This window comes from Pseudomonas sp. Pseusp9, from assembly GCF_059491265.1.
The window spans coordinates 5808797-5833508 of record NZ_CP168500.1 but is presented as its reverse complement, the minus strand read 5'-3'; the positions used below and the strand labels follow the sequence as shown (position 1 = coordinate 5833508).

Annotated in this window: 31 protein-coding genes; all 31 read left to right on the top strand. The window is 55.6% G+C overall.

Annotated elements, in window-relative coordinates:
* Positions 1 to 61: 61 nt before the first annotated feature.
* The 31 genes from rpoB (at position 62) to rpsK (ending at position 24695) form a co-directional block, all read left to right on the top strand.
* On the top strand, positions 62 to 4135 hold the full coding sequence (gene rpoB, locus ACEN8E_RS26635) for a DNA-directed RNA polymerase subunit beta (RefSeq protein WP_007984407.1): 4074 nt from the start codon (positions 62 to 64) through the stop codon (positions 4133 to 4135).
* A gap of 64 nt (positions 4136 to 4199) precedes the next feature.
* A complete protein-coding gene (gene rpoC / locus ACEN8E_RS26630) occupies positions 4200 to 8399 on the top strand; it encodes a DNA-directed RNA polymerase subunit beta' (RefSeq protein ID WP_007984408.1) in 4200 nt (1399 codons plus the stop codon).
* Between the two features lie 216 nt (positions 8400 to 8615).
* A complete protein-coding gene (gene rpsL, locus ACEN8E_RS26625) occupies positions 8616 to 8987 on the top strand; it encodes a 30S ribosomal protein S12 (protein ID WP_003186084.1) in 372 nt (123 codons plus the stop codon).
* 108 nt (positions 8988 to 9095) lie between these two features.
* On the top strand, positions 9096 to 9569 hold the full coding sequence (gene rpsG / locus ACEN8E_RS26620) for a 30S ribosomal protein S7 (protein ID WP_007970418.1): 474 nt from the start codon (positions 9096 to 9098) through the stop codon (positions 9567 to 9569).
* Between the two features lie 30 nt (positions 9570 to 9599).
* On the top strand, positions 9600 to 11705 hold the full coding sequence (fusA, locus tag ACEN8E_RS26615; protein WP_057400627.1) for an elongation factor G: 2106 nt from the start codon (positions 9600 to 9602) through the stop codon (positions 11703 to 11705).
* 30 nt (positions 11706 to 11735) lie between these two features.
* Positions 11736 to 12929, top strand: coding sequence for an elongation factor Tu (gene tuf, locus ACEN8E_RS26610; RefSeq protein ID WP_008053875.1), 1194 nt, complete (start codon positions 11736 to 11738; stop codon positions 12927 to 12929).
* A gap of 157 nt (positions 12930 to 13086) precedes the next feature.
* Positions 13087 to 13398, top strand: coding sequence for a 30S ribosomal protein S10 (gene rpsJ, locus ACEN8E_RS26605; RefSeq protein ID WP_003186070.1), 312 nt, complete (start codon positions 13087 to 13089; stop codon positions 13396 to 13398).
* Between the two features lie 80 nt (positions 13399 to 13478).
* The gene (gene rplC, locus ACEN8E_RS26600) at positions 13479 to 14114 is read left to right on the top strand and encodes a 50S ribosomal protein L3 (RefSeq protein ID WP_007955641.1); all 636 of its coding nucleotides are present in this window, start codon (positions 13479 to 13481) and stop codon (positions 14112 to 14114) included.
* Between the two features lie 12 nt (positions 14115 to 14126).
* Positions 14127 to 14729 (top strand): 50S ribosomal protein L4, encoded by a 603-nt coding sequence (gene rplD, locus ACEN8E_RS26595; protein ID WP_003228735.1) that lies wholly within the window; start codon positions 14127 to 14129, stop codon positions 14727 to 14729.
* Positions 14726 to 15025: a 50S ribosomal protein L23 gene (gene rplW / locus ACEN8E_RS26590; protein ID WP_002555488.1), complete on the top strand. Its 300-nt coding sequence runs from the start codon at positions 14726 to 14728 to the stop codon at positions 15023 to 15025. The genes rplD and rplW overlap by 4 nt, the downstream gene beginning before the upstream one ends.
* A 14-nt stretch (positions 15026 to 15039) precedes the next feature.
* Positions 15040 to 15864, top strand: coding sequence for a 50S ribosomal protein L2 (gene rplB / locus ACEN8E_RS26585; RefSeq protein ID WP_008018194.1), 825 nt, complete (start codon positions 15040 to 15042; stop codon positions 15862 to 15864).
* Between the two features lie 16 nt (positions 15865 to 15880).
* A complete protein-coding gene (rpsS, locus tag ACEN8E_RS26580; protein ID WP_002555486.1) occupies positions 15881 to 16156 on the top strand; it encodes a 30S ribosomal protein S19 in 276 nt (91 codons plus the stop codon).
* A gap of 11 nt (positions 16157 to 16167) precedes the next feature.
* On the top strand, positions 16168 to 16500 hold the full coding sequence (gene rplV, locus ACEN8E_RS26575; RefSeq protein ID WP_003103908.1) for a 50S ribosomal protein L22: 333 nt from the start codon (positions 16168 to 16170) through the stop codon (positions 16498 to 16500).
* Positions 16501 to 16513: 13 nt separating this feature from the next.
* The gene (gene rpsC / locus ACEN8E_RS26570) at positions 16514 to 17200 is read left to right on the top strand and encodes a 30S ribosomal protein S3 (RefSeq protein ID WP_007970424.1); all 687 of its coding nucleotides are present in this window, start codon (positions 16514 to 16516) and stop codon (positions 17198 to 17200) included.
* 12 nt (positions 17201 to 17212) lie between these two features.
* Positions 17213 to 17626 (top strand): 50S ribosomal protein L16, encoded by a 414-nt coding sequence (rplP, locus tag ACEN8E_RS26565; RefSeq protein WP_003228729.1) that lies wholly within the window; start codon positions 17213 to 17215, stop codon positions 17624 to 17626.
* Entirely contained in the window at positions 17626 to 17817 is a 192-nt protein-coding gene (gene rpmC / locus ACEN8E_RS26560; protein ID WP_002555481.1) for a 50S ribosomal protein L29, read from the top strand. Before rplP ends, rpmC begins: the two co-directional genes overlap by 1 nt.
* A gap of 2 nt (positions 17818 to 17819) precedes the next feature.
* A complete protein-coding gene (gene rpsQ, locus ACEN8E_RS26555) occupies positions 17820 to 18086 on the top strand; it encodes a 30S ribosomal protein S17 (RefSeq protein ID WP_003444370.1) in 267 nt (88 codons plus the stop codon).
* A gap of 23 nt (positions 18087 to 18109) precedes the next feature.
* A complete protein-coding gene (gene rplN / locus ACEN8E_RS26550) occupies positions 18110 to 18478 on the top strand; it encodes a 50S ribosomal protein L14 (RefSeq protein ID WP_002555479.1) in 369 nt (122 codons plus the stop codon).
* An 11-nt stretch (positions 18479 to 18489) separates the two neighbouring features.
* On the top strand, positions 18490 to 18804 hold the full coding sequence (gene rplX / locus ACEN8E_RS26545) for a 50S ribosomal protein L24 (RefSeq protein WP_003176416.1): 315 nt from the start codon (positions 18490 to 18492) through the stop codon (positions 18802 to 18804).
* A 22-nt stretch (positions 18805 to 18826) separates the two neighbouring features.
* On the top strand, positions 18827 to 19366 hold the full coding sequence (gene rplE / locus ACEN8E_RS26540; RefSeq protein WP_003210069.1) for a 50S ribosomal protein L5: 540 nt from the start codon (positions 18827 to 18829) through the stop codon (positions 19364 to 19366).
* Positions 19367 to 19379: 13 nt separating this feature from the next.
* Positions 19380 to 19685, top strand: coding sequence for a 30S ribosomal protein S14 (gene rpsN / locus ACEN8E_RS26535; RefSeq protein ID WP_003176414.1), 306 nt, complete (start codon positions 19380 to 19382; stop codon positions 19683 to 19685).
* 209 nt (positions 19686 to 19894) lie between these two features.
* On the top strand, positions 19895 to 20287 hold the full coding sequence (gene rpsH / locus ACEN8E_RS26530; protein WP_003186040.1) for a 30S ribosomal protein S8: 393 nt from the start codon (positions 19895 to 19897) through the stop codon (positions 20285 to 20287).
* A 12-nt stretch (positions 20288 to 20299) separates the two neighbouring features.
* Complete coding sequence (gene rplF / locus ACEN8E_RS26525; RefSeq protein WP_003176412.1) at positions 20300 to 20833, top strand: 50S ribosomal protein L6; 534 nt, start codon at positions 20300 to 20302, stop codon at positions 20831 to 20833.
* A gap of 10 nt (positions 20834 to 20843) precedes the next feature.
* Positions 20844 to 21194: a 50S ribosomal protein L18 gene (gene rplR, locus ACEN8E_RS26520; RefSeq protein WP_003186037.1), complete on the top strand. Its 351-nt coding sequence runs from the start codon at positions 20844 to 20846 to the stop codon at positions 21192 to 21194.
* Between the two features lie 3 nt (positions 21195 to 21197).
* Complete coding sequence (gene rpsE, locus ACEN8E_RS26515) at positions 21198 to 21698, top strand: 30S ribosomal protein S5 (RefSeq protein WP_003186035.1); 501 nt, start codon at positions 21198 to 21200, stop codon at positions 21696 to 21698.
* Positions 21699 to 21700: 2 nt separating this feature from the next.
* Positions 21701 to 21877 (top strand): 50S ribosomal protein L30, encoded by a 177-nt coding sequence (gene rpmD, locus ACEN8E_RS26510; protein ID WP_003176408.1) that lies wholly within the window; start codon positions 21701 to 21703, stop codon positions 21875 to 21877.
* 3 nt (positions 21878 to 21880) lie between these two features.
* A complete protein-coding gene (rplO, locus tag ACEN8E_RS26505) occupies positions 21881 to 22318 on the top strand; it encodes a 50S ribosomal protein L15 (protein WP_003228720.1) in 438 nt (145 codons plus the stop codon).
* Positions 22319 to 23647 carry a preprotein translocase subunit SecY gene (secY, locus tag ACEN8E_RS26500; RefSeq protein WP_003228718.1) on the top strand — a complete coding sequence of 443 codons (1329 nt, stop codon included), beginning with the start codon at positions 22319 to 22321 and terminating at the stop codon, positions 23645 to 23647.
* 24 nt (positions 23648 to 23671) lie between these two features.
* The gene (gene rpmJ / locus ACEN8E_RS26495; protein ID WP_002555468.1) at positions 23672 to 23788 is read left to right on the top strand and encodes a 50S ribosomal protein L36; all 117 of its coding nucleotides are present in this window, start codon (positions 23672 to 23674) and stop codon (positions 23786 to 23788) included.
* Positions 23789 to 23918: 130 nt separating this feature from the next.
* Positions 23919 to 24275: a 30S ribosomal protein S13 gene (rpsM, locus tag ACEN8E_RS26490; RefSeq protein WP_009045849.1), complete on the top strand. Its 357-nt coding sequence runs from the start codon at positions 23919 to 23921 to the stop codon at positions 24273 to 24275.
* A 30-nt stretch (positions 24276 to 24305) separates the two neighbouring features.
* Complete coding sequence (gene rpsK, locus ACEN8E_RS26485) at positions 24306 to 24695, top strand: 30S ribosomal protein S11 (protein ID WP_002555466.1); 390 nt, start codon at positions 24306 to 24308, stop codon at positions 24693 to 24695.
* The last annotated feature ends 17 nt before the right edge of the window (positions 24696 to 24712 follow it).

Below are 24712 nucleotides of genomic sequence, written 5' to 3'. Positions count from 1 at the left end.
TTTTCTGGCTGCTCCCGTCGGGAGGGGCCAAACAAGCAGGTGACCAAGCTGGGGAACGCTGATGGCTTACTCATATACTGAGAAAAAACGTATCCGCAAGGACTTTAGCAAGTTGCCGGACGTCATGGATGTGCCGTACCTCCTGGCCATCCAGCTGGATTCGTATCGTGAATTCTTGCAAGCGGGAGCGACTAAAGATCAGTTCCGCGACGTGGGCCTGCATGCGGCCTTCAAATCCGTTTTCCCGATCATCAGCTACTCCGGCAATGCTGCGCTGGAGTACGTCGGATATCGTCTGGGCGAACCGGCATTTGATGTCAAAGAATGCGTATTGCGCGGTGTAACTTACGCCGTACCTTTGCGGGTAAAAGTGCGCCTGATCATTTTCGACAAAGAATCGTCGAACAAAGCGATCAAGGACATCAAAGAGCAAGAAGTCTACATGGGTGAAATCCCCCTGATGACTGAAAACGGTACCTTCGTAATCAACGGTACCGAGCGTGTAATCGTTTCCCAGCTGCACCGTTCCCCGGGCGTGTTCTTCGACCACGACCGTGGCAAGACGCACAGCTCCGGCAAACTGCTGTACTCCGCGCGCATCATTCCTTACCGCGGTTCGTGGCTGGACTTCGAGTTCGACCCGAAAGACTGCGTATTCGTGCGTATCGACCGTCGTCGCAAGCTGCCTGCCTCGGTACTGCTGCGCGCGCTGGGCTATACCACTGAAGAAGTGCTGGACGCGTTCTATACCACCAACGTATTCCACGTGAAGGGCGAGACCCTGAGCCTGGAGCTGGTGCCTCAGCGCCTGCGCGGTGAAATCGCTGTCCTCGATATTCAGGATGACAAAGGCAAGGTTATTGTCGAGCAAGGTCGTCGTATCACCGCTCGCCACATCAACCAGCTGGAAAAAGCCGGGATCAAAGAGCTGGATGTGCCTCTGGACTACGTCCTGGGTCGCACAACCGCCAAGGTCATCGTGCACCCGGCAACCGGCGAAATCCTGGCAGAGTGCAACACCGAGCTGAACACCGAGATCCTGGCCAAAATCGCCAAGGCTCAGGTTGTTCGCATCGAAACTCTGTACACCAACGATATCGACTGCGGTCCGTTCGTCTCCGACACCCTGAAGATCGACTCCACCAGCAACCAACTGGAAGCGCTGGTCGAGATCTATCGCATGATGCGTCCTGGCGAGCCGCCAACCAAAGACGCTGCCGAGACCCTGTTCAACAACCTGTTCTTCAGCCCTGAGCGCTATGACCTGTCTGCGGTCGGCCGGATGAAGTTCAACCGTCGTATCGGTCGTACCGAGATCGAAGGTTCGGGCGTGCTGTGCAAGGAAGACATCGTCGCGGTACTGAAGACCCTGGTCGACATCCGTAACGGTAAAGGCATCGTCGATGACATCGACCACCTGGGTAACCGTCGTGTTCGCTGCGTAGGCGAAATGGCCGAGAACCAGTTCCGCGTTGGCCTGGTACGTGTTGAGCGTGCGGTCAAAGAGCGTCTGTCGATGGCTGAAAGCGAAGGCCTGATGCCGCAAGACCTGATCAACGCCAAGCCAGTGGCTGCGGCGGTGAAAGAGTTCTTCGGTTCCAGCCAGCTGTCCCAGTTCATGGACCAGAACAACCCGCTGTCCGAGATCACCCACAAGCGTCGTGTCTCTGCACTCGGCCCAGGCGGTCTGACTCGTGAGCGCGCCGGCTTTGAAGTTCGTGACGTACACCCGACTCACTACGGTCGTGTATGCCCGATTGAAACGCCGGAAGGTCCGAACATCGGTCTGATCAACTCCCTGGCCGCCTATGCGCGCACCAACCAGTACGGCTTCCTCGAGAGCCCGTACCGCGTGGTGAAAGACGCTCTGGTCACCGACGAGATCGTGTTCCTGTCCGCCATCGAAGAAGCTGATCACGTGATCGCTCAGGCTTCGGCCACGATGAACGACAAGAAAGTCCTGATCGACGAGCTGGTAGCTGTTCGTCACCTGAACGAATTCACCGTCAAGGCGCCGGAAGACGTCACATTGATGGACGTTTCGCCGAAGCAGGTAGTTTCGGTTGCAGCGTCGCTGATTCCGTTCCTCGAGCACGACGACGCCAACCGTGCGTTGATGGGTTCGAACATGCAGCGTCAAGCTGTACCAACCCTGCGTGCCGACAAGCCGCTGGTAGGTACCGGCATGGAGCGTAACGTAGCCCGTGACTCCGGCGTTTGCGTCGTGGCTCGTCGTGGTGGCGTGATCGACTCCGTCGACGCCAGCCGTATCGTGGTTCGTGTTGCCGATGACGAAGTTGAAACCGGTGAAGCCGGTGTCGACATCTACAACCTGACCAAATACACCCGCTCCAACCAGAACACCTGCATCAACCAGCGTCCGCTGGTGCGTAAGGGTGATCGGGTTCAGCGTAGCGACATCATGGCCGACGGCCCGTCCACCGACATGGGTGAACTGGCACTGGGTCAGAACATGCGCATCGCGTTCATGGCATGGAACGGCTTCAACTTCGAAGACTCCATCTGCCTGTCCGAGCGTGTGGTTCAGGAAGACCGTTTCACCACGATCCACATCCAGGAACTGACCTGTGTGGCCCGTGACACCAAGCTTGGCCCAGAGGAAATCACTGCCGACATCCCGAACGTGGGTGAAGCGGCACTGAACAAGCTGGACGAAGCCGGTATCGTTTACGTAGGTGCTGAAGTTGGCGCAGGCGACATCCTGGTCGGTAAGGTCACTCCGAAAGGCGAGACCCAACTGACTCCGGAAGAAAAACTGCTGCGTGCGATCTTCGGTGAAAAAGCCAGCGACGTTAAAGACACCTCCCTGCGTGTACCTACCGGTACCAAAGGTACTGTCATTGACGTACAGGTCTTCACCCGCGACGGCGTTGAGCGTGATGCTCGTGCCCTGTCGATCGAGAAGTCCCAGCTGGACGAGATCCGCAAGGACCTGAACGAAGAGTTCCGTATCGTTGAAGGTGCTACTTTCGAACGTCTGCGTTCCGCTCTGGTCGGCCACAAAGCCGAAGGCGGCGCCGGTCTGAAGAAAGGTCAGGACATCACCGACGAAGTTCTCGACGGTCTCGAGCACGGCCAGTGGTTCAAACTGCGCATGGCTGAAGATGCTCTGAACGAGCAGCTCGAGAAGGCCCAGGCCTACATCGTTGATCGTCGCCGTCTGCTGGACGACAAGTTCGAAGACAAGAAGCGCAAACTGCAGCAGGGCGATGACCTGGCTCCGGGCGTGCTGAAAATCGTCAAGGTTTACCTGGCAATCCGTCGTCGCATCCAGCCGGGCGACAAGATGGCCGGTCGTCACGGTAACAAGGGTGTGGTCTCCGTGATCATGCCGGTTGAAGACATGCCGCACGATGCCAATGGCACCCCGGTCGACGTTGTCCTCAACCCGTTGGGCGTACCTTCGCGTATGAACGTCGGTCAGATCCTTGAAACCCACCTGGGCCTAGCGGCCAAAGGTCTGGGCGAGAAGATCAACCGCATGGTTGAAGAGCAGCGCAAAGTAGCCGAGCTGCGTAAGTTCCTGCACGAGATCTACAACGAGATCGGAGGTCGTCAGGAAAGCCTCGATGACTTCTCGGACCAGGAAATCCTGGATCTGGCTCAAAACCTGCGTGGTGGCGTTCCAATGGCCACTCCAGTGTTCGACGGTGCCAAGGAAAGCGAAATCAAGGCCATGCTGAAACTGGCGGACCTGCCAGAAAGCGGCCAGATGCAGCTGACCGACGGCCGTACCGGCAACAAGTTCGAGCGCCCGGTTACCGTTGGCTACATGTACATGCTGAAGCTGAACCACTTGGTAGACGACAAGATGCACGCGCGTTCTACCGGTTCGTACAGCCTGGTTACCCAGCAGCCGCTGGGTGGTAAGGCGCAGTTCGGTGGTCAGCGTTTCGGGGAGATGGAGGTCTGGGCACTGGAAGCATACGGTGCCGCTTACACTCTGCAAGAAATGCTCACAGTGAAGTCGGACGATGTGAACGGCCGTACCAAGATGTACAAGAACATCGTGGATGGCGATCACCGTATGGAGCCGGGCATGCCCGAGTCCTTCAACGTGTTGATCAAGGAAATTCGTTCCCTCGGCATCGATATCGATCTGGAAACCGAATAACACGTGACGCGAATCGAGAGCGGGGCAGGATTGCCCGCTCTCTGCTCCGCCAGGAGGAAAGGCCTTGAAAGACCTACTGAATTTGCTGAAAAACCAGGGTCAAGTCGAAGAGTTCGACGCCATCCGTATCGGATTGGCATCGCCTGAGATGATCCGTTCGTGGTCGTTCGGTGAAGTTAAAAAGCCGGAAACCATCAACTACCGTACGTTCAAACCAGAGCGTGACGGCCTGTTCTGCGCCAAGATCTTTGGCCCGGTAAAGGATTACGAGTGCCTGTGCGGTAAGTACAAGCGCTTGAAGCACCGTGGCGTAATCTGCGAGAAGTGCGGCGTTGAAGTCGCGCTGGCAAAAGTTCGTCGTGAGCGCATGGCGCACATCGAACTGGCCTCGCCAGTTGCTCACATCTGGTTCCTGAAATCGCTGCCGTCCCGTATCGGCTTGCTGATGGACATGACCCTGCGTGATATCGAACGCGTTCTCTACTTCGAGAGCTACGTCGTTATCGATCCGGGCATGACCACCCTTGAAAAAGGTCAGCTGCTGAACGATGAGCAGTACTTCGAAGCGCTGGAAGAGTTTGGCGACGATTTCGATGCCCGCATGGGTGCCGAAGCTGTCCGTGAACTGCTGCACGCTATCGACCTGGAGCACGAGATTGGCCGTCTGCGTGAAGAGATTCCGCAAACCAACTCCGAAACCAAGATCAAGAAGCTGTCCAAGCGTCTGAAGTTGATGGAAGCCTTCCAGGGTTCCGGCAACCTGCCAGAGTGGATGGTGCTGACCGTTCTGCCGGTTCTGCCGCCAGATCTGCGTCCACTGGTCCCGCTGGATGGCGGTCGCTTCGCGACTTCCGACCTCAACGATCTGTATCGTCGAGTGATCAACCGTAACAACCGTTTGAAGCGCCTGCTGGATCTGTCCGCTCCGGACATCATCGTGCGCAACGAAAAGCGTATGTTGCAGGAAGCCGTCGACGCACTGCTCGACAACGGTCGTCGTGGCCGCGCTATCACCGGTTCCAACAAGCGTCCTCTGAAATCCCTGGCTGACATGATCAAGGGTAAGCAGGGTCGTTTCCGTCAGAACTTGCTCGGTAAGCGTGTTGACTACTCCGGCCGTTCGGTAATTACCGTAGGTCCGACCCTGCGTCTGCACCAGTGCGGTCTGCCGAAGAAGATGGCTCTCGAGCTGTTCAAGCCGTTCATTTTCGGCAAGCTGGAAATGCGTGGTCTCGCGACCACCATCAAAGCTGCCAAGAAGATGGTCGAGCGCGAGCTGCCGGAAGTCTGGGACGTTCTCGCTGAAGTGATTCGCGAACACCCGGTTCTTCTCAACCGTGCACCGACCCTTCACCGTCTGGGCATCCAGGCGTTTGAACCGGTACTGATCGAAGGCAAGGCTATTCAGCTGCACCCTCTGGTCTGCGCCGCGTACAACGCCGACTTCGACGGCGACCAAATGGCCGTGCACGTACCGCTGACGCTGGAAGCCCAGCTGGAAGCGCGTGCGTTGATGATGTCGACCAACAACATTCTGTCGCCAGCCAACGGTGAGCCAATCATCGTTCCGTCGCAGGACGTTGTATTGGGTCTGTACTACATGACGCGTGAAGCGATCAACGCCAAGGGCGAAGGTCGTGTGTTCGCGGATCTGCAGGAAGTTGACCGTGTGTTCCGTGCCGGCGAAGCCGCACTGCACGCCAAGGTCAAAGTCCGGATCAACGAAACCGTCAACGACCGTGATGGCGGCAGCGTGACCAACACCCGTATCGTCGACACCACTGTCGGCCGTGCGCTGTTGTTCCAGGTTGTGCCAAAAGGTCTGTCGTACGACGTCGTCAACCTGCCGATGAAGAAAAAGGCGATCTCCAAGCTGATCAACCAGTGCTACCGCGTGGTTGGTCTGAAAGAGACCGTGATCTTCGCTGACCAGTTGATGTACACCGGTTTTGCCTATTCGACCATTTCCGGCGTTTCCATCGGTGTTAACGACTTCGTTATCCCGGATGAAAAAGCCCGCATCATCGGTGCTGCCACCGACGAAGTGAAAGAGATCGAAAGTCAGTACGCCTCCGGCCTGGTAACCCAGGGCGAGAAGTACAACAAAGTGATCGACCTTTGGTCCAAGGCGAACGACGAAGTTTCCAAGGCGATGATGGCCAACCTCTCGAAAGAGAAAGTCATCGACCGTCATGGCGTCGAAGTCGACCAGGAGTCTTTCAACTCGATGTACATGATGGCCGACTCGGGTGCGCGGGGTTCCGCAGCACAGATTCGTCAGCTGGCCGGTATGCGTGGCCTGATGGCCAAGCCGGACGGTTCCATCATTGAAACGCCGATTACTGCGAACTTCCGTGAAGGTCTGAGCGTACTCCAGTACTTCATCTCGACTCACGGTGCTCGTAAAGGTCTGGCGGATACCGCGTTGAAAACCGCTAACTCCGGTTACCTGACTCGTCGTCTGGTAGACGTGGCGCAGGATCTGGTTGTAACCGAGATCGATTGCGGCACCGAACACGGTCTGCTGATGACTCCGCACATTGAAGGCGGTGACGTTGTAGAGCCGTTGGGTGAGCGCGTATTGGGTCGTGTTATCGCCCGTGACGTATTCAAGCCAGGTACCGAGGACGTCATCGTTCCTGCCGGCACCCTGGTAGACGAGAAGTGGGTCGAGTTCATCGAGCTGAACAGCATCGACGAAGTGATCGTGCGTTCGCCGATCAGCTGCGAAACCCGCTACGGCATTTGTGCCAAGTGCTACGGCCGTGACCTGGCTCGTGGTCACCAGGTGAACATCGGTGAAGCGGTCGGCGTTATCGCTGCCCAGTCCATCGGTGAGCCGGGTACCCAGCTGACGATGCGTACGTTCCACATCGGTGGTGCGGCAAGCCGGACCTCCGCTGCGGACAGCGTTCAGGTGAAGAATGGCGGTACCGTCCGTCTGCACAACCTGAAACACGTTGAGCGAGTGGATGGCCACCTGGTTGCTGTGTCCCGTTCCGGTGAGCTGGCCATCGCTGATGACTTCGGTCGTGAGCGTGAGCGTTACAAGCTGCCGTACGGTGCCGTGATTTCGGTTAAAGAAGGTGACAAGGTCGACGCTGGCGCAATCGTGGCCAAGTGGGATCCGCACACTCACCCAATCGTTACCGAAATGAAAGGTACCGTGACCTACGTGGGCATGGAAGAAGGCATCACGATCAAGCGTCAGACTGACGAATTGACCGGTATGACCAACATTGAAGTACTTGACGCCAAAGATCGTCCAGCTGCCGGCAAGGACATTCGTCCTGCCGTGAAGATGGTCGACGACAACGGCAAGGATCTGTTGCTGCCAGGCACTGACGTTATCGCTCAGTACTTCCTGCCAGCCAACGCCCTGGTCGGTGTAGCGGACGGTGCGAAGATCGCGATCGGTGATGTTATCGCTCGTATCCCGCAAGAAACTTCGAAGACCCGTGACATCACCGGTGGTCTGCCGCGTGTTGCCGACTTGTTCGAAGCTCGTCGTCCGAAAGAAGCGTCGATTCTGGCTGAAGTCAGCGGCACCATCGCGTTCGGTAAAGAGACCAAGGGCAAGCGCCGTCTGGTCATTACCCCGAACGACGGTAGCGATCCGTACGAAGAGCTGATTCCGAAGTGGCGTCACCTGAACGTGTTCGAAGGCGAACAGGTAAACCGCGGCGAAGTTATCTCCGACGGTCCGAGCGATCCACACGACATCCTGCGTCTGCTGGGTGTGAGTGCGCTGGCCAAGTACATTGTTAACGAGATCCAGGACGTTTACCGTCTGCAAGGCGTGAAGATCAACGACAAGCACATCGAGACCATCCTGCGTCAGATGCTGCGTAAAGTTGAAATCGCTGAATCCGGCGATTCCAGTTTCATCAAGGGCGACCAGATGGAATTGACTCACGTTCTGGTAGAGAACGAACGTTTGAGCGGCGAAGACAAATTTGTCTCCAAGTTCACTCGCGTTCTGCTGGGTATCACCAAGGCGTCGTTGTCCACCGAATCGTTCATCTCGGCGGCTTCCTTCCAGGAAACCACTCGCGTACTGACCGAAGCGGCGGTAACCGGCAAGCGCGATTACCTGCGCGGCCTGAAAGAAAACGTGGTCGTGGGTCGTCTGATCCCGGCTGGTACCGGCCTGGCATATCACAGCGAGCGTAAGCGCCGCCGTGATGCAGACAAGCCGTTGCGCGTAAGCGCCAGTGAAGTGGAAGCTGCACTGACCGAAGCGCTGAACTCGAGCGGTAACTGAGTTCTGCGGTAAATGAGTGTGAGGCCCTGGTCGCTCCGTTCATCGAATCGAGACAAATTGTCGAGATTGGATGAGCGGGGAGGGCGGGGCCTTGCCTTGACTGGGGACAAGATCCTCTTTAGACTCTTGTACCCCTAAATTTGGCGGGAACTCGTTCCTGCCATTTTGCTTTTCTTGCAAGACAATAGCGTCGCAAGACAACAGTGGAGCTAGTAGATGGCAACTATCAACCAGCTGGTACGTCAGCCGCGTAAGCGTATCGTCGAGAAATCCGACGTGCCTGCGCTGCAGAACTGCCCGCAACGCCGTGGCGTGTGCACCCGTGTGTACACCACCACGCCGAAAAAACCTAACTCGGCACTGCGTAAAGTATGCCGTGTGCGTCTGACCAACGGTTTCGAGGTTTCCTCGTACATCGGTGGTGAAGGCCACAACCTGCAAGAGCACAGCGTGGTACTGATCCGCGGCGGTCGTGTAAAAGACTTGCCAGGTGTTCGTTACCACACCGTTCGCGGTTCGTTGGATACTTCCGGTGTTAAAGGTCGTAACCAGGGTCGTTCGAAGTACGGTACCAAGCGTCCGAAGTAATCGGCCGTTTTGCAGTTTTTAATTTTATTGAGTCGATAAGAGTAAGGTCGGGCACGTATCCACAGGATCTGTCCCGGGCTAACCTGAAGACCGTTTGAGGGCTTATCAATGCCAAGACGTCGCGTAGCAGCCAAGCGTGAGATTCTGGACGATCCGAAATACGGAAGCCAAATCCTCGCCAAATTCATGAACCACGTAATGGAAAGCGGCAAGAAAGCCGTTGCCGAGCGTATCGTTTATGGTGCCCTGGATACCGTGAAGGCTCGTAAGGCCGGCACCGATCCCCTGGAACTCTTCGAAAAAGCACTCGACGCCATCGCTCCGCTGGTCGAAGTGAAGTCGCGCCGCGTTGGTGGTGCTACTTACCAGGTTCCGGTCGAGGTTCGTCCTTCCCGTCGTAACGCTCTGGCAATGCGCTGGCTGGTAGACTTCGCCCGCAAGCGCGGCGAGAAGTCCATGGCTCTGCGTTTGGCTGGCGAACTGTTGGACGCCGCCGAAGGTAAAGGTGCTGCAGTTAAGAAGCGTGAAGACGTGCACCGTATGGCTGAAGCCAACAAGGCTTTCTCGCACTACCGCTTCTAATTCTAGCGTCACTCATTTTGCGAGGGCTTTATGGCTCGTACTACACCGATTAATCGCTACCGTAACATCGGTATCGTTGCTCACGTGGATGCTGGTAAAACCACCACCACCGAGCGCGTCCTTTTTTACACTGGCAAAAGCCACAAGATGGGCGAAGTGCATGACGGCGCTGCGACCACTGACTGGATGGTGCAGGAGCAGGAGCGTGGTATTACCATTACTTCTGCTGCCATTACCGCCTTCTGGCAGGGTTCGGCCAAGCAGCACAAGGACCAGTACCGCTTCAACGTCATCGATACCCCGGGTCACGTAGACTTCACTATTGAAGTTGAACGTTCCCTGCGTGTACTCGACGGCGCGGTCGTTGTGTTCTGCGGCACTTCCGGCGTTGAGCCTCAGTCCGAAACCGTATGGCGTCAAGCCAACAAGTACGGCGTTCCACGTATCGTTTACGTGAACAAGATGGACCGTGCCGGTGCGAACTTCCTGCGTGTGATCGCTCAGATCAAGCAGCGTCTGGGTCACACTCCGGTGCCGATCCAGTTGGCTATCGGTTCCGAAGACAACTTCCAGGGTCAGATCGATCTGATGACCATGGAAGCGGTTTACTGGAACGATGCTGACAAGGGCATGACTCCACGTCGCGAAGCTATCCCTGCTGAACTGCAGGAACTGGCTGAAGAGTGGCGCAACAACATGGTAGAGGCTGCGGCTGAAGCCAGCGAAGAGCTGATGAACAAGTACCTCGAAGGCGAAGAGCTCTCCATCGAGGAAATCAAGGGCGCTCTGCGTCAGCGTACTATCGCTGGTGAGATCGTTCTGGCTGTTTGCGGTTCTTCCTTCAAGAACAAGGGTGTTCCCCTGGTTCTCGACGCCGTTATCGACTATCTGCCGGCTCCGACCGACATTCCTGCCATCAAGGGTACTGACCCGGATGACGAGGAAAAGCAAATGGAGCGTCATGCAGACGACAACGAGCCGTTCTCGGCTCTGGCGTTCAAGATCGCTACCGACCCATTCGTGGGTACCTTGACCTTCGTCCGCGTTTACTCGGGCGTGTTGGCCTCCGGCGACGGCGTGATCAACTCGGTTAAAGGCAAGAAAGAGCGCGTGGGTCGTATGGTGCAAATGCACGCAAACGCCCGTGAAGAGATCAAGGAAGTACGCGCTGGTGACATCGCGGCCCTGATCGGCATGAAGGACGTCACCACCGGTGAAACCTTGTGCAACGCTGACAAGCCAATCATCCTGGTTCGCATGGACTTCCCGGAGCCGGTTATCTCGGTTGCCGTAGAGCCTAAGACCAAGGATGACCAGGAAAAAATGGGTATCGCTCTGGGCAAACTTGCTCAGGAAGACCCGTCTTTCCGCGTCAAGACTGATGAAGAGACTGGTCAAACGATCATCTCCGGCATGGGCGAGCTGCACCTGGACATCCTGGTTGATCGGATGCGCCGTGAGTTCAACGTCGAAGCCAACATCGGTAAGCCTCAGGTTTCGTATCGTGAGCGCATCACGAAGAATTGCGAAATCGAAGGCAAGTTCGTTCGTCAGTCCGGCGGTCGTGGCCAGTTCGGCCATTGCTGGATCCGTTTTGCTCCTGCTGACGAAGGTCAGGAAGGTCTGCAATTCGTGAACGAAGTAGTGGGTGGTGTGGTTCCTAAGGAATACATCCCGGCTATCCAGAAGGGTATCGAAGAGCAGATGAAGAACGGCGTAGTTGCCGGCTATCCGCTGATCGGCCTGAAGGCTACCGTGTTTGATGGTTCTTACCACGACGTCGACTCGAACGAGATGGCGTTTAAGGTGGCTGCTTCCATGGCGACCAAGCAACTGGCCCAGAAGGGCGGTGGTGAGTTGCTCGAGCCGATCATGGCGGTAGAGGTTGTTACGCCTGAAGACTATATGGGTGACGTGATGGGCGACCTTAACCGTCGTCGCGGCATGATTCTGGGTATGGAAGACACGGTCTCCGGTAAGGTGATCCGTGCTGAAGTTCCGTTGGGCGAGATGTTCGGTTATGCGACCGACGTTCGTTCGATGTCCCAGGGTCGCGCAAGCTACTCTATGGAATTCAAAAAATACAATACAGCTCCGTCGCACATCGTCGAAACTGTAACCAAAAAACAAGGCTGATTCAGTCCTTTAGGCAAGGAGTTAATTGTCGTGGCTAAAGAAAAATTTGATCGTTCCCTACCGCACGTCAACGTTGGCACCATCGGTCACGTTGACCACGGTAAAACCACTCTGACCGCAGCTCTGACTCGCGTTTGCTCCGAAGTTTTCGGTTCCGCAATCGTTGATTTCGATAAAATCGACAGCGCGCCAGAAGAAAAAGCTCGTGGTATCACCATCAACACCGCGCACGTCGAGTACAACTCGAAGATCCGTCACTACGCTCACGTTGACTGCCCAGGTCACGCTGACTATGTGAAGAACATGATCACCGGTGCTGCCCAGATGGACGGCGCGATCCTGGTTTGCTCGGCCGCTGATGGTCCGATGCCACAAACCCGTGAACACATCCTGCTGTCCCGTCAGGTAGGCGTTCCGTACATCGTGGTTTTCCTGAACAAGGCTGACCTGGTAGACGACGCTGAGCTGCTGGAACTGGTCGAGATGGAAGTTCGCGACCTGCTGTCCACCTACGACTTCCCGGGCGATGACACTCCAATCATCATCGGTTCGGCTCGTATGGCGCTGGAAGGCAAAGACGACAACGAAATGGGCACCACTGCCGTTCGTAAACTGGTTGAAACTCTGGACAGCTACATCCCAGAACCAGAGCGCGCTATCGACAAGCCATTCCTGATGCCAATCGAAGACGTATTCTCGATCTCGGGTCGTGGTACTGTTGTGACTGGTCGTATCGAGCGCGGTATCGTTCGCGTTCAAGATGCACTGGAAATCGTTGGTCTGCGTGACACCACCACCACCACCTGCACCGGTGTTGAAATGTTCCGCAAGCTGCTCGACGAAGGTCGTGCTGGCGAGAACTGCGGCGTTCTGCTGCGTGGTACCAAGCGTGACGACGTTGAGCGTGGCCAGGTTCTGGTTAAGCCAGGTTCGGTTAAGCCGCACACCAAGTTCACCGCAGAAGTTTACGTTCTGAGCAAGGAAGAAGGCGGTCGTCACACTCCGTTCTTCAAAGGCTACCGTCCACAGTTCTACTTCCGTACTACTGACGTGACTGGTAACTGCCAGCTGCCAGAAGGCGTTGAAATGGTAATGCCAGGTGATAACATCCAGATGGAAGTTACCCTGATCAAGACCATCGCAATGGAAGACGGCCTGCGTTTCGCTATCCGTGAAGGCGGTCGTACCGTCGGCGCTGGCGTCGTAGCCAAAATCATCGAGTAAGCATCTCTTTTGAGATAGCTTCGATGCTTTGAAAGGCCCCCGCTCAGCGGGGGCTTTTTTATTGGGTTGACACCCATCTGGGGCGTCTATAGAATTGCGCCTCCTTTTAACGGGCGTATTGCGCCCGGTGGGAATAGCAGCCGGAGTCTGAAATCCAATGCAAAATCAGCAAATCCGTATCAGGTTGAAGGCTTTCGACCATCGCCTGATCGACCAATCCACCCAGGAAATCGTGGAAACCGCGAAACGTACTGGTGCTCAAGTGCGTGGTCCAATTCCACTGCCTACCCGTAAAGAGCGGTTCACCGTTCTGGTCTCCCCGCACGTCAACAAAGACGCGCGTGACCAGTACGAGATCCGTACTCATAAGCGCGTTCTGGACATCGTCCAGCCAACGGATAAAACCGTTGATGCTCTTATGAAGCTTGATCTTGCGGCCGGTGTGGAAGTGCAGATCAGCCTCGGCTAAGACTCGGTCTTAGTCGTGTAACGCTCTGAAATGGGCGGCCATAGCGGGTGAAAGCCCCGTACACTCATGAGGTTTACAACATGACTATTGGTGTAGTCGGTCGTAAAGCGGGTATGACCCGTATTTTCACCGAAGAAGGTGTCTCCATTCCGGTCACGGTCATTGAGATCGAGCCGAATCGCGTCACCCAGTTCAAAACTGAAGAAACCGATGGCTATCGTGCAGTGCAAGTCACTGTCGGCGAGCGTCGTGCTTCGCGTGTAACAGCAGCTCAGGCTGGCCACTTCGCTAAAGCGAACGTTGCCGCTGGTCGTACCGTAATGGAATTCCGCCTTGAAGAAGGCGAGTACCAGGCCGGCGATCTGATCAACGCTGAAATCTTCGCCGCTGGTCAACTGGTTGATGTAACCGGTCAGTCCAAGGGTAAAGGCTTCCAGGGTACGATCAAGCGTTGGAATTTCCGCGGGCAAGATAACACCCACGGTAACTCCGTATCCCACCGCGTTCCAGGCTCTATCGGCCAGTGCCAGACTCCTGGTCGTGTATTCAAGGGCAAAAAAATGTCCGGTCATATGGGCGCTGAGCGCGTGACCGTGCAGTCCCTCGAAGTAGTGCGCGTGGACGCTGAACGCAATCTGTTGTTGGTCAAGGGCGCTGTTCCTGGCGCTACTGGCGGCAACTTGGTTGTACGTCCAGCAGCCAAGGCTCGCGGTTAAGGGGAAGCTGACATGCAATTAAATGTAAATGACGCTCAAGCGATCGAAGTTTCCGAACTGACATTTGGCGGCGAGTTCAACGAGACGCTGGTTCACCAAGCAGTCGTGGCCTACATGGCTGGCGGCCGTCAGGGTTCCAAGCAGCAAAAGACCCGTTCCGACGTTCGTGGTGGCGGTAAGCGCCCATGGCGTCAGAAAGGTACTGGCCGTGCTCGTGCCGGTACTATCCGTAGCCCAATCTGGCGTGGCGGTGGTACCACTTTCGCAGCTCGTCCACAGGATCACTCCCAGAAGCTGAACAAGAAGATGTACCGCGCAGCAATGCGTTCCATCCTTGCTGAGCTGGTGCGTACTGATCGTCTGGTCGTGGTTCAGGATTTCGCCGTTGAAACGCCGAAAACCAAAGACCTGCTGGGCAAACTGAACAACATGAGCCTGACCGACGTTCTGATCGTGTCGGACGCTGTTGATCAGAACCTGTACCTGGCTGCTCGTAACCTGCCACACGTAGATGTACGTGACGTGCAAGGTTCCGATCCAGTTAGTCTGATCGCATACGACAAGGTGTTGATCACCGTGTCGGCCGTGAAGAAATTCGAGGAGCTGCTGGGATGAACCAGGAACGCGTATTTAAAGTTCTGCTTGGCCCGCACGTTTCCGAGAAGGCTACGGTTCTGGCAGACAAGAAAGGCCAGTTCGTTTTCAAGGTTGCTACTGACGCAACCAAGCTGGAAATCAAGAAGGCCGTCGAAAGCCTGTTCAGCGTGAAAGTAGAGCGTGTTACTACCCTGAACGTTCTGGGTAAGAGCAAGCGCACTGCTCGCGGTCTGGGCAAGCGTAATGACTGGAAGAAGGCAGTTATCTCCCTTCAGCCAGGCCAAGATCTCGATTTCAGCAGCAGTGCTGAGTAAGGAAGGGGTGCATCATGGCAATCGTTAAATGCAAACCGACTTCCCCTGGCCGCCGTTTTGTGGTCAAGGTGGTCAACCAGGAGCTGCATAAAGGCGCTCCTCACGCACCGCTGCTCGAGAAGAAATCGAAGACTGGTGGTCGTAACAACAATGGCCGTATTACCACTCGTCACATCGGTGGTGGTCATAAGCAGCATTACCGTATGGTCGATTTCCGTCGCAACGACAAAGATGGCATCGTCGCCACTGTCGAGCGTATCGAATACGATCCAAACCGTACTGCTCACATCGCACTGCTCTGCTACGCAGACGGCGAGCGCCGCTACATCATCGCCCCTAAAGGCGTGAGTGCTGGCGACACGCTGATCGCAGGTGCCCTGGCTCCAATCAAGCCAGGCAACGCTCTGCAACTGCGCAACATTCCAGTCGGTTCTACCGTACACGGCATCGAACTGAAGCCAGGTAAAGGCGCACAGATCGCTCGTTCCGCTGGTGCTTCGGCTCAGCTGATCGCTCGTGAAGGCGTGTACGTTACCCTGCGTCTGCGTTCCGGTGAAATGCGTAAAGTCCTAGCTGAATGCCGTGCGACCCTGGGCGAAGTCTCGAACTCCGAGCACAGCCTGCGTTCGCTGGGTAAAGCTGGTGCCAAGCGCTGGCGTGGCGTTCGCCCAACCGTTCGTGGTGTTGCCATGAACCCGGTTGACCACCCACATGGTGGTGGTGAAGGTCGTACCTCTGGTGGTCGTCATCCGGTATCGCCATGGGGCTTCCCGACTAAGGGCGCGAAGACTCGTGGTAATAAGCGTACCGACAAAATGATCGTCCGTCGTCGCAAGTAAATAGAGGGATACGACAGTGCCACGTTCTCTGAAAAAAGGTCCTTTTATCGATCTTCACCTACTGAAGAAGATCGAAGTGGCGGCGGAAAAGAACGATCGCAAACCGGTGAAAACCTGGTCGCGTCGTTCGATGATCCTGCCACAAATGGTCGGTCTGACCATCGCAGTACACAACGGTCGTCAGCACGTCCCAGTTCTCGTGAACGAAGACATGGTCGGCCACAAACTGGGCGAGTTCGCCGGTACCCGCACTTATCGCGGGCACGTGGCAGACAAGAAAGCCAAGCGTTAAGGGGTTAGGAAATGGAAGTAGCCGCTAAGTTGTCGGGCGCTCGAATCTCCGCCCAGAAAGCCCGCTTGGTCGCCGACCAGATCCGCGGGAAGAAGGTGGGCGAAGCGCTCAACCTGTTGGCTTTCAGCAGTAAGAAAGCCGCCGAGATCATGAAGAAAGTGCTGGAGTCGGCCGTAGCCAACGCCGAGCATAACGAAGGCGCAGACGTTGATGACCTGAAGGTCAGCACTGTTTTCGTCAACGAAGGGCGTTCGCTGAAGCGCATCATGCCACGTGCCAAAGGCCGTGCTGATCGCATCGTCAAGCGGTCTTGCCATATCACTGTCAAGGTTGCTGACAAGTAACGGAGTCGAAGAGATGGGTCAGAAAGTACATCCCATTGGCATTCGCCTGGGAATCGTCAAGGAGCACACCTCCGTCTGGTACGCAGACGGTCGGACTTATGCGGACTATTTGCTCGCAGATCTGAATGTGCGTGAGTACCTCCAAGACAAACTAAAAAGCGCGTCCGTAAGCCGTATCGATATCCATCGTCCGGCCCAAACTGCACGCATCACCATCCACACCGCTCGTCCAGGTATCGTTATCGGGAAGAAAGGTGAAGATGTTGAGAAACTGCGTCAGGACCTGACCAAGCAAATGGGTGTGCCTGTGCACATCAATATCGAAGAGATCCGCAAGCCGGAACTCGACGGTATGCTGGTTGCGCAGAGCGTAGCTCAGCAGCTGGAGCGTCGCGTAATGTTCCGTCGCGCTATGAAGCGCGCTGTACAGAACGCCATGCGCATTGGTGCCAAAGGCATCAAAATCCAAGTGAGCGGTCGTCTCGGCGGTGCTGAAATCGCACGTACTGAATGGTATCGCGAAGGTCGTGTGCCATTGCACACCCTGCGTGCCGACATCGACTATGCCAACTACGAAGCTCACACCACTTACGGTGTGATCGGTGTAAAGGTTTGGATCTTCAAAGGCGAAGTAATTGGTGGTCGCCAAGAAGAACTGAAACCACAAGCACCAGCGCCTCGTAAAAAAGCTGCTAAGTAAGGGGTACGCCAAATGTTGCAACCAAAGCGTACGAAGTTCCGCAAGCAAATGACCGGTCACAACCGTGGCCTGGCATTGCGCGGTAGCAAAGTCAGCTTCGGCGAGTTCGCGCTGAAGTCTGTTGCTCGTGGTCGTCTCACCGCTCGTCAGATCGAGTCAGCGCGTCGTGCTCTGACCCGTCACGTAAAACGTGGCGGCAAGATCTGGATCCGTGTATTCCCGGACAAGCCGATCTCCAAGAAGCCTCTCGAAGTGCGGATGGGTAAAGGTAAGGGTAACGTGGAATACTGGGTTGCCCAGATTCAGCCAGGCAAAGTCCTGTATGAAATCGAGGGTGTTTCTGAAGAGCTGGCGCGTGAGGCTTTCGCCCTGGCTGCTGCAAAGCTGCCGCTCGCCACCTCCTTTGTTAAACGGACGGTGATGTGATGAAAGCGAATGAACTTCGTGAAAAATCCGCACAGCAGCTGAACGAGCAACTGCTCGGCTTGCTGCGCGACCAGTTCAATCTGCGCATGCAGAAAGCAACTGGCCAGTTGGGGCAGTCTCATCTGCTCTCGCAAGTTAAGCGTGACATCGCTCGCGTGAAGACTGTGCTCAACCAGCAGGCAGGTAAGTGATCATGGCTGAAGCCGAAAAAACTGTCCGTACGCTGACTGGCCGTGTTGTCAGCGACAAGATGGACAAAACCATCACCGTTCTGATCGAGCGTCGCGTTAAGCACCCGATCTACGGTAAATATGTTAAGCGTTCGACTAAGCTGCACGCGCACGACGAAACCAATCAGTGCCACATCGGCGACAAAGTCACTATTCGTGAAACTCGTCCTTTGGCCAAGACCAAGTCTTGGGCGCTGGTTGATATTCTCGAACGCGCTGTGGAAGTCTAAGGACTAGGGGTCGGAGAAATTATATGATTCAGACTCAATCCATGCTCGATGTGGCCGATAACAGCGGCGCTCGCCGTGTTATGTGCATCAAGGTGCTGGGTGGCTCCCATCGTCGTTACGCTGGTATCGGTGACATCATCAAAGTTACCGTGAAGGAAGCAATTCCTCGCGGTAAAGTGAAAAAAGGCCAAGTGATGACTGCTGTTGTAGTCCGCACTCGTCACGGCGTACGTCGTGCTGATGGCTCCATTATCCGCTTTGATGGCAACGCTGCTGTTCTGTTGAACAACAAGCAAGAGCCGATCGGCACCCGTATCTTTGGGCCAGTGACCCGTGAACTTCGTACTGAGAAGTTCATGAAGATCGTCTCGCTCGCCCCAGAAGTGCTGTAAGGAGATCCGACATGCAAAAGATTCGTCGTGACGACGAGATCATCGTGATCGCCGGCAAAGACAAAGGTAAGCGCGGTAAGGTGCTTAAGGTTCTCGCTAACAACCGTCTGGTTATTGGTGGTCTGAACCTGGTCAAGCGTCATACCAAGCCTAACCCGATGTCGGGCGTGCAGGGCGGTATCGTCGAAAAAGAAGCTCCACTGGATGCTTCTAACGTCGCCATTTTCAACGGCGAAACCAACAAGGCTGACCGCGTTGGTTTCAAAGTAGAAGACGGCAAGAAAATTCGTGTCTTCAAGTCGACCCAAAAAGCGGTTGATGCTTGAACACTGCTAGGTAGATGAGACCATGGCACGACTAAAAGAGATTTACCGGAAGGAAATTGCTCCGAAACTTAAGGAAGAACTTAAGCTTTCGAACGTGATGGAAGTTCCGCGCGTTACCAAAATCACCCTGAACATGGGTCTGGGCGAAGCGATCGGCGACAAAAAAGTCATCGAGCACGCTGTTGCCGACCTGGAAAAGATCACCGGCCAGAAAGTCGTTGTGACCTACGCTCGCAAATCCATCGCTGGCTTTAAAGTCCGTGAAGGTTGGCCGATCGGCGTCAAAGTGACCCTGCGCCGTGAGCGTATGTACGAGTTCCTGGATCGTCTGCTGTCGATCTCCCTGCCTCGGGTTCGCGACTTCCGCGGCCTGAATGCCAAGTCCTTCGATGGTCGTGGCAACTACAGCATGGGCGTGAAAGAGCAGATCATCTTCCCGGAAATCGACTACGACAAGATCGATGCTCTCCGCGGTCTGGACATCACCCTGACCACCACTGCCAAGAACGATGATGAAGGCCGCGCTCTGCTGCGTGCATTCAAATTCCCGTTCCGCAACTGATTGGAGTAGGACCATGGCCAAGATGAGCATGAAAAACCGCGAGCTGAAGCGTCAGCTCACGGTTGCCAAGTACGCCAAGAAGCGTGCAGCACTGAAAGCTATCATCGTTGATCTGAACGCAAGTCCAGAAGCGCGTTGGGAAGCTACAGTTGCTCTGCAGAAGCAGCCACGTGACGCAAGCGCTTCGCGCATGCGTAACCGCTGCCGCCTGACCGGTCGTCCACACGGCGTTTACCGCAAGTTCGGCCTCGGCCGTAACAAACTGCGTGAAGCGGCAATGCGTGGTGACGTACCAGGTCTGGTTAAAGCCAGCTGGTAAGTACTGTCAAAGTCTCGGTGTCCAGGATTGCAAGATCCTGACCACCGGTGGCCTTGAATCTGGATCAAGCCCCTTTTGGGGCTTGATTCATTTCCGGGGTGTGTCTAGAATACCCGGCTCGCCTGAGCCCGTGTTTTTCATGCTCGGAGATTCTCGGCGACACGTAATAGCCGCAAGGCTAATTTTTTTGTATTAGGAGCGTCTAGCCCATGAGTATGCAGGACCCGTTAGCGGACATGCTAACTCGTATCCGTAATGCCCAGATGGCTGAAAAGTCCGTCGTAAGCATGCCATCTTCCACGTTGAAGGTAGCTGTTGCCAAAGTCCTGAAGGACGAAGGTTACATTGCGGGTTATCAGATCAGCAGCGAAATCAAACCTCTGCTGTCCATCGAGCTGAAGTACTTCGAAGGCCGTCCGGTTATCGAAGAAGTGAAGCGCGTTAGCCGTCCAGGCCTGCGTCAGTACAAGTCCGTCGATGATCTGCCAAAAGTTCGTGGCGGTCTCGGTGTGTCTATCGTCTCCACCAACAAGGGTGTGATGACTGATCGTGCTGCGCGCGCTGCCGGTGTCGGCGGCGAAGTTCTTTGCACTGTGTTCTAAGGGGGGATAAGCATGTCTCGCGTCGCTAAGAACCCCGTTAAGCTGCCAGCCGGTGTCGAAGTAAAATTCGCAGGCCAACAGCTTTCGGTGAAGGGTGCCAAGGGCACTCTCGAACTGAACATCCACTCGTCCGTTGAGATCGTTGAAGAAGCTGGTGAGCTGCGTTTCGCTGCTCGCAATGGCGATCAACAGACTCGCGCGATGGCTGGTACCACTCGTGCGTTGGTAAACAACATGGTCCAAGGCGTAAGCCAAGGCTTCGAGCGCAAGCTCCAGCTGGTCGGTGTTGGTTACAAAGCGCAAGCAAAAGGCACAGTGCTGAACCTGGCTCTTGGCTTCTCGCACCCAGTGGATTACGAACTGCCGGAAGGCATCACCGCTGAGACTCCTAGCCAGACCGATATCCTGATCAAGGGCATCGACAAGCAGCTGGTAGGTCAAGTGGCCGCCGAGATCCGCGACTTCCGTCCACCAGAGCCGTACAAAGGCAAAGGTGTGCGCTACGCGGACGAAGTCGTCCGTCGTAAAGAAGCCAAGAAGAAGTAGGGCATAGCAAATGACCGACAAAAAAGTTACTCGACTGCGTCGCGCTCGCAAAGCACGCCTGAAAATGCACGAACTCGAAGTCGTGCGTCTCTGCGTGTTCCGCTCTTCGCAGCACATCTACGCCCAGGTCATTTCGGCCGACGGCAACAAAGTCCTGGCAAGCGCCTCGACTTTGGATAAAGAACTGCGTGATGGTGCCACCGGCAACATCGACGCGGCCACTAAGGTTGGCCAGCTGGTCGCTACGCGTGCTAAAGCCGCTGGCGTCTCGCAGGTGGCTTTCGACCGCTCTGGCTTCAAGTACCACGGCCGCGTCAAGGCGCTGGCTGATGCTGCTCGTGAAGCTGGGCTGGAGTTCTAAGTTATGTCAAATAACGACCAAAAGCGCGACGAAGGCTACATCGAGAAGCTGGTTCAAGTTAACCGCGTAGCCAAAACCGTTAAAGGCGGCCGTATCTTCACTTTCACCGCGTTGACCGTGGTTGGTGATGGTAAAGGCCGTGTTGGCTTCGGCCGTGGCAAGTCGCGTGAAGTGCCTGCTGCGATCCAGAAGGCAATGGAAGCTGCTCGCCGCAACATGATCCAGGTTGATCTGAACGGCACCACTCTGCAGTACGCAATGAAGTCCGCTCACGGCGCTTCGAAGGTGTACATGCAGCCTGCTTCTGAAGGTACCGGTATCATCGCTGGCGGCGCTATGCGTGCTGTCCTCGAAGTTGCTGGCGTTCAGAACGTTCTGGCTAAGTGCTACGGCTCGACTAACCCGGTAAACGTGGTTCACGCCACTTTCAAGGGTTTGAAAGCAATGCAGTCTCCTGAATCCATTGCCGCCAAGCGTGGCAAAAGCGTCAAGGAGATCTTCTGATCATGGCTACCGTAAAAGTTACGCTGATCAAAAGCATGACCGGCCGCATCCCTAACCACAAACTGTGCGTTAAGGGTCTGGGTCTGCGTCGCATCGGTCACACTGTAGAAGTCCAGGATACTCCCGAGAATCGCGGGATGATCAACAAGGCTTACTACATGCTGCGTGTCGAGGGTTAATCGATGAAACTCAATGATCTGAGTCCAGCGCCGGGTTCCCGTCGCGAAAAGCATCGTCCGGGCCGTGGTATCGGTAGCGGTTTGGGTAAGACTGGTGGCCGTGGTCACAAAGGTCAGACCTCCCGCTCTGGTGGCACCATTGCTCCAGGCTTTGAAGGCGGTCAACAGCCGCTGCATCGTCGCCTGCCGAAGTTCGGTTTCGTTTCCCTGAAAGCCATGGACCGCGCAGAAGTGCGTCTGTCCGAGCTGGCCAAAGTGGAAGGCGACATCGTCACCGTGCAGTCCCTGAAAGATGCCAACGTGATCAACGTCAACGTACAGCGTGTGAAAATCATGCTGTCCGGTGAAGTGACTCGCGCTGTCACTATCGGCAAGGGAATCGGCGCCACCAAAGGTGCGCGTGCGGCTATCGAAGCAGCTGGCGGCAAGTTCGAGGAATAAATGGCTAAGCAAGGTGCTCTCTCTGCGCTCGGCAAAGGCGGTATGTCTGAACTCTGGGCTCGTCTGCGTTTTCTGTTCCTGGCGATTATCGTCTACCGAATAGGCGCACACATCCCGGTTCCAGGTATCAACCCGGACCGACTCGCGGACCTGTTTCGACAGAATGAGGGGACCATTCTTAGCTTGTTCAACATGTTTTCCGGCGGCGCGCTGGAACGGATGAGCATCTTTGCACTGGGGATCATGCCGTACATCTCGGCATCGATCATCATGCAACTGATGACCGCCGTCAGCCCGCAGCTGGAGCAGTTGAAGAAGGAAGGTGAAGCTGGCCGTCGCAAGATCAGCCAGTACACCCGCTACGGCACTGTCGTCCTCGCTCTCGTCCAGGCCATTGGCATGTCCATTGGTCTGGCGGGGCAGGGCGTTGCGTTCACTGGTGACTTTGGCTTCCATTTCGTCGCGGTATCCACATTTGTGGCTGGTGCGATGTTCATGATGTGGCTGGGTGAGCAGATTACTGAGCGTGGTGTTGGCAACGGTATCTCGATGTTGATTTTTTCGGGTATCGTCGCCGGTCTTCCGAGAGCGATCGGGCAGTCTTTCGAGTCTGCGCGTCAGGGCGATATCAACATCTTTGCCCTGGTTGCCATCGGTTTGCTGGCAGTAGCGATTATCGGTTTCGTGGTGTTCATTGAGCGTGGTCAGCGTCGTATCGCTGTTCACTACGCCAAGCGTCAGCAGGGCCGCAAGGTCTTTGCCGCGCAGACTAGCCACTTGCCGCTGAAGGTGAACATGGCCGGTGTTATTCCGGCTATTTTCGCGAGCAGCATTTTGCTGTTCCCGGCTTCGTTGGGTGCCTGGTTCGGCCAGTCTGAAGGTATGGGCTGGTTGCAGGACATCTCGCAGTCGATCGCTCCTGGTCAGCCGTTGAATATTCTGCTGTTTAGTGCAGGGATTATTTTCTTCTGCTTCTTCTATACGGCGTTGATGTTCAATCCGAAAGACGTAGCGGAAAACCTGAAGAAGTCCGGTGCCTTTATTCCGGGCATCCGTCCAGGTGAGCAGTCTGCGCGCTACATTGATGGCGTTCTGACTCGCTTGACCATGTTCGGTGCTCTTTACATGACGGCCGTCTGCCTGTTGCCCCAGTTCCTGGTGGTTGCAGCCAACGTACCGTTCTACCTTGGCGGGACCTCGTTGCTGATCGTGGTCGTGGTTGTGATGGACTTCATGTCCCAAGTACAATCGCACCTCGTTTCGCACCAGTACGAATCCCTGATGAAGAAAGCCAACCTGAAGGGTTACGGCAGCGGCATGCTGCGCTGACCCATAAGGTTCGAGGAGTTGGTGATGAAAGTTCGTGCATCGGTGAAAAAGCTGTGCCGTAACTGCAAGATTATTCGCCGCGAAGGTGTTGTTCGAGTAATTTGCAGCGCGGAACCGCGTCACAAACAGCGCCAAGGCTGAGTGTGATTGTGCTTCAAGCCCGGCAGCTAGTGCGCTGCCGGGTTGATTATTTGTTATTACAGCGATATTATCTCGCGCCCTATTTCTTGGCTTCCGGGGCGTAGGTAGCTGTCAATTGGAGTCCCACTGAATGGCCCGTATTGCAGGCGTTAACATTCCAGATAACAAGCATACTGTTATCTCGCTGACCTACATCTATGGTGTTGGTCGCACTACTGCACAGAAAATTTGTGCAGAGACTGGGGTAAACCCAGCCGCAAAGATCAAGGATCTGAGCGACGAGCAAATTGAACAGCTGCGTGGCGAAGTGGCGAAGTTCACCACTGAAGGTGACCTGCGTCGCGAAATCAACATGAAAATCAAGCGCTTGATGGACCTCGGTTGCTATCGCGGTCTGCGTCATCGTCGTGGTCTGCCAGTACGCGGTCAGCGTACCAAGACCAACGCGCGTACCCGTAAAGGTCCGCGTAAGCCGATCCGCAAGTAATCGCCCCAGCGAATCGACAGGAATTTAATCATGGCAAAACCTGCTGCTCGTCCTCGTAAAAAAGTTAAAAAGACAGTGGTTGATGGCATCGCCCACATCCATGCATCTTTTAACAACACCATCGTGACCATCACCGACCGTCAAGGTAACGCTCTTTCCTGGGCTACCTCCGGTGGTTCGGGTTTCCGCGGTTCCCGCAAGTCCACCCCGTTTGCTGCTCAAGTAGCTGCTGAACGTGCTGGTCAAGCTGCGCTGGAATACGGCCTGAAAAACCTCGACGTCAACGTCAAAGGTCCAGGTCCGGGTCGTGAATCCGCAGTCCGCGCTTTGAACGGCTGTGGCTACAAGATCGCCAGCATCACCGACGTGACGCCAATCCCGCACAACGGGTGCCGTCCGCCGAAGAAGCGCCGCGTGTAATCCAGGAGATTGTAAAG

Coding starts and splice junctions, on each gene's coding strand:
- rpoB (WP_007984407.1), top strand. CDS start 62: ATGGCTTACTCATATACTGAGAAAAAACGTATCCGCAAGGACTTTAGC.
- rpsL (WP_003186084.1), top strand. CDS start 8,616: ATGGCAACTATCAACCAGCTGGTACGTCAGCCGCGTAAGCGTATCGTC.
- rpsG (WP_007970418.1), top strand. CDS start 9,096: ATGCCAAGACGTCGCGTAGCAGCCAAGCGTGAGATTCTGGACGATCCG.
- fusA (WP_057400627.1), top strand. CDS start 9,600: ATGGCTCGTACTACACCGATTAATCGCTACCGTAACATCGGTATCGTT.
- rpsJ (WP_003186070.1), top strand. CDS start 13,087: ATGCAAAATCAGCAAATCCGTATCAGGTTGAAGGCTTTCGACCATCGC.
- rplC (WP_007955641.1), top strand. CDS start 13,479: ATGACTATTGGTGTAGTCGGTCGTAAAGCGGGTATGACCCGTATTTTC.
- rplD (WP_003228735.1), top strand. CDS start 14,127: ATGCAATTAAATGTAAATGACGCTCAAGCGATCGAAGTTTCCGAACTG.
- rplW (WP_002555488.1), top strand. CDS start 14,726: ATGAACCAGGAACGCGTATTTAAAGTTCTGCTTGGCCCGCACGTTTCC.
- rplB (WP_008018194.1), top strand. CDS start 15,040: ATGGCAATCGTTAAATGCAAACCGACTTCCCCTGGCCGCCGTTTTGTG.
- rplV (WP_003103908.1), top strand. CDS start 16,168: ATGGAAGTAGCCGCTAAGTTGTCGGGCGCTCGAATCTCCGCCCAGAAA.
- rpsC (WP_007970424.1), top strand. CDS start 16,514: ATGGGTCAGAAAGTACATCCCATTGGCATTCGCCTGGGAATCGTCAAG.
- rplP (WP_003228729.1), top strand. CDS start 17,213: ATGTTGCAACCAAAGCGTACGAAGTTCCGCAAGCAAATGACCGGTCAC.
- rpmC (WP_002555481.1), top strand. CDS start 17,626: ATGAAAGCGAATGAACTTCGTGAAAAATCCGCACAGCAGCTGAACGAG.
- rpsQ (WP_003444370.1), top strand. CDS start 17,820: ATGGCTGAAGCCGAAAAAACTGTCCGTACGCTGACTGGCCGTGTTGTC.
- rplN (WP_002555479.1), top strand. CDS start 18,110: ATGATTCAGACTCAATCCATGCTCGATGTGGCCGATAACAGCGGCGCT.
- rplX (WP_003176416.1), top strand. CDS start 18,490: ATGCAAAAGATTCGTCGTGACGACGAGATCATCGTGATCGCCGGCAAA.
- rplE (WP_003210069.1), top strand. CDS start 18,827: ATGGCACGACTAAAAGAGATTTACCGGAAGGAAATTGCTCCGAAACTT.
- rpsN (WP_003176414.1), top strand. CDS start 19,380: ATGGCCAAGATGAGCATGAAAAACCGCGAGCTGAAGCGTCAGCTCACG.
- rpsH (WP_003186040.1), top strand. CDS start 19,895: ATGAGTATGCAGGACCCGTTAGCGGACATGCTAACTCGTATCCGTAAT.
- rplF (WP_003176412.1), top strand. CDS start 20,300: ATGTCTCGCGTCGCTAAGAACCCCGTTAAGCTGCCAGCCGGTGTCGAA.
- rplR (WP_003186037.1), top strand. CDS start 20,844: ATGACCGACAAAAAAGTTACTCGACTGCGTCGCGCTCGCAAAGCACGC.
- rpsE (WP_003186035.1), top strand. CDS start 21,198: ATGTCAAATAACGACCAAAAGCGCGACGAAGGCTACATCGAGAAGCTG.
- rpmD (WP_003176408.1), top strand. CDS start 21,701: ATGGCTACCGTAAAAGTTACGCTGATCAAAAGCATGACCGGCCGCATC.
- rplO (WP_003228720.1), top strand. CDS start 21,881: ATGAAACTCAATGATCTGAGTCCAGCGCCGGGTTCCCGTCGCGAAAAG.
- secY (WP_003228718.1), top strand. CDS start 22,319: ATGGCTAAGCAAGGTGCTCTCTCTGCGCTCGGCAAAGGCGGTATGTCT.
- rpmJ (WP_002555468.1), top strand. CDS start 23,672: ATGAAAGTTCGTGCATCGGTGAAAAAGCTGTGCCGTAACTGCAAGATT.
- rpsM (WP_009045849.1), top strand. CDS start 23,919: ATGGCCCGTATTGCAGGCGTTAACATTCCAGATAACAAGCATACTGTT.
- rpsK (WP_002555466.1), top strand. CDS start 24,306: ATGGCAAAACCTGCTGCTCGTCCTCGTAAAAAAGTTAAAAAGACAGTG.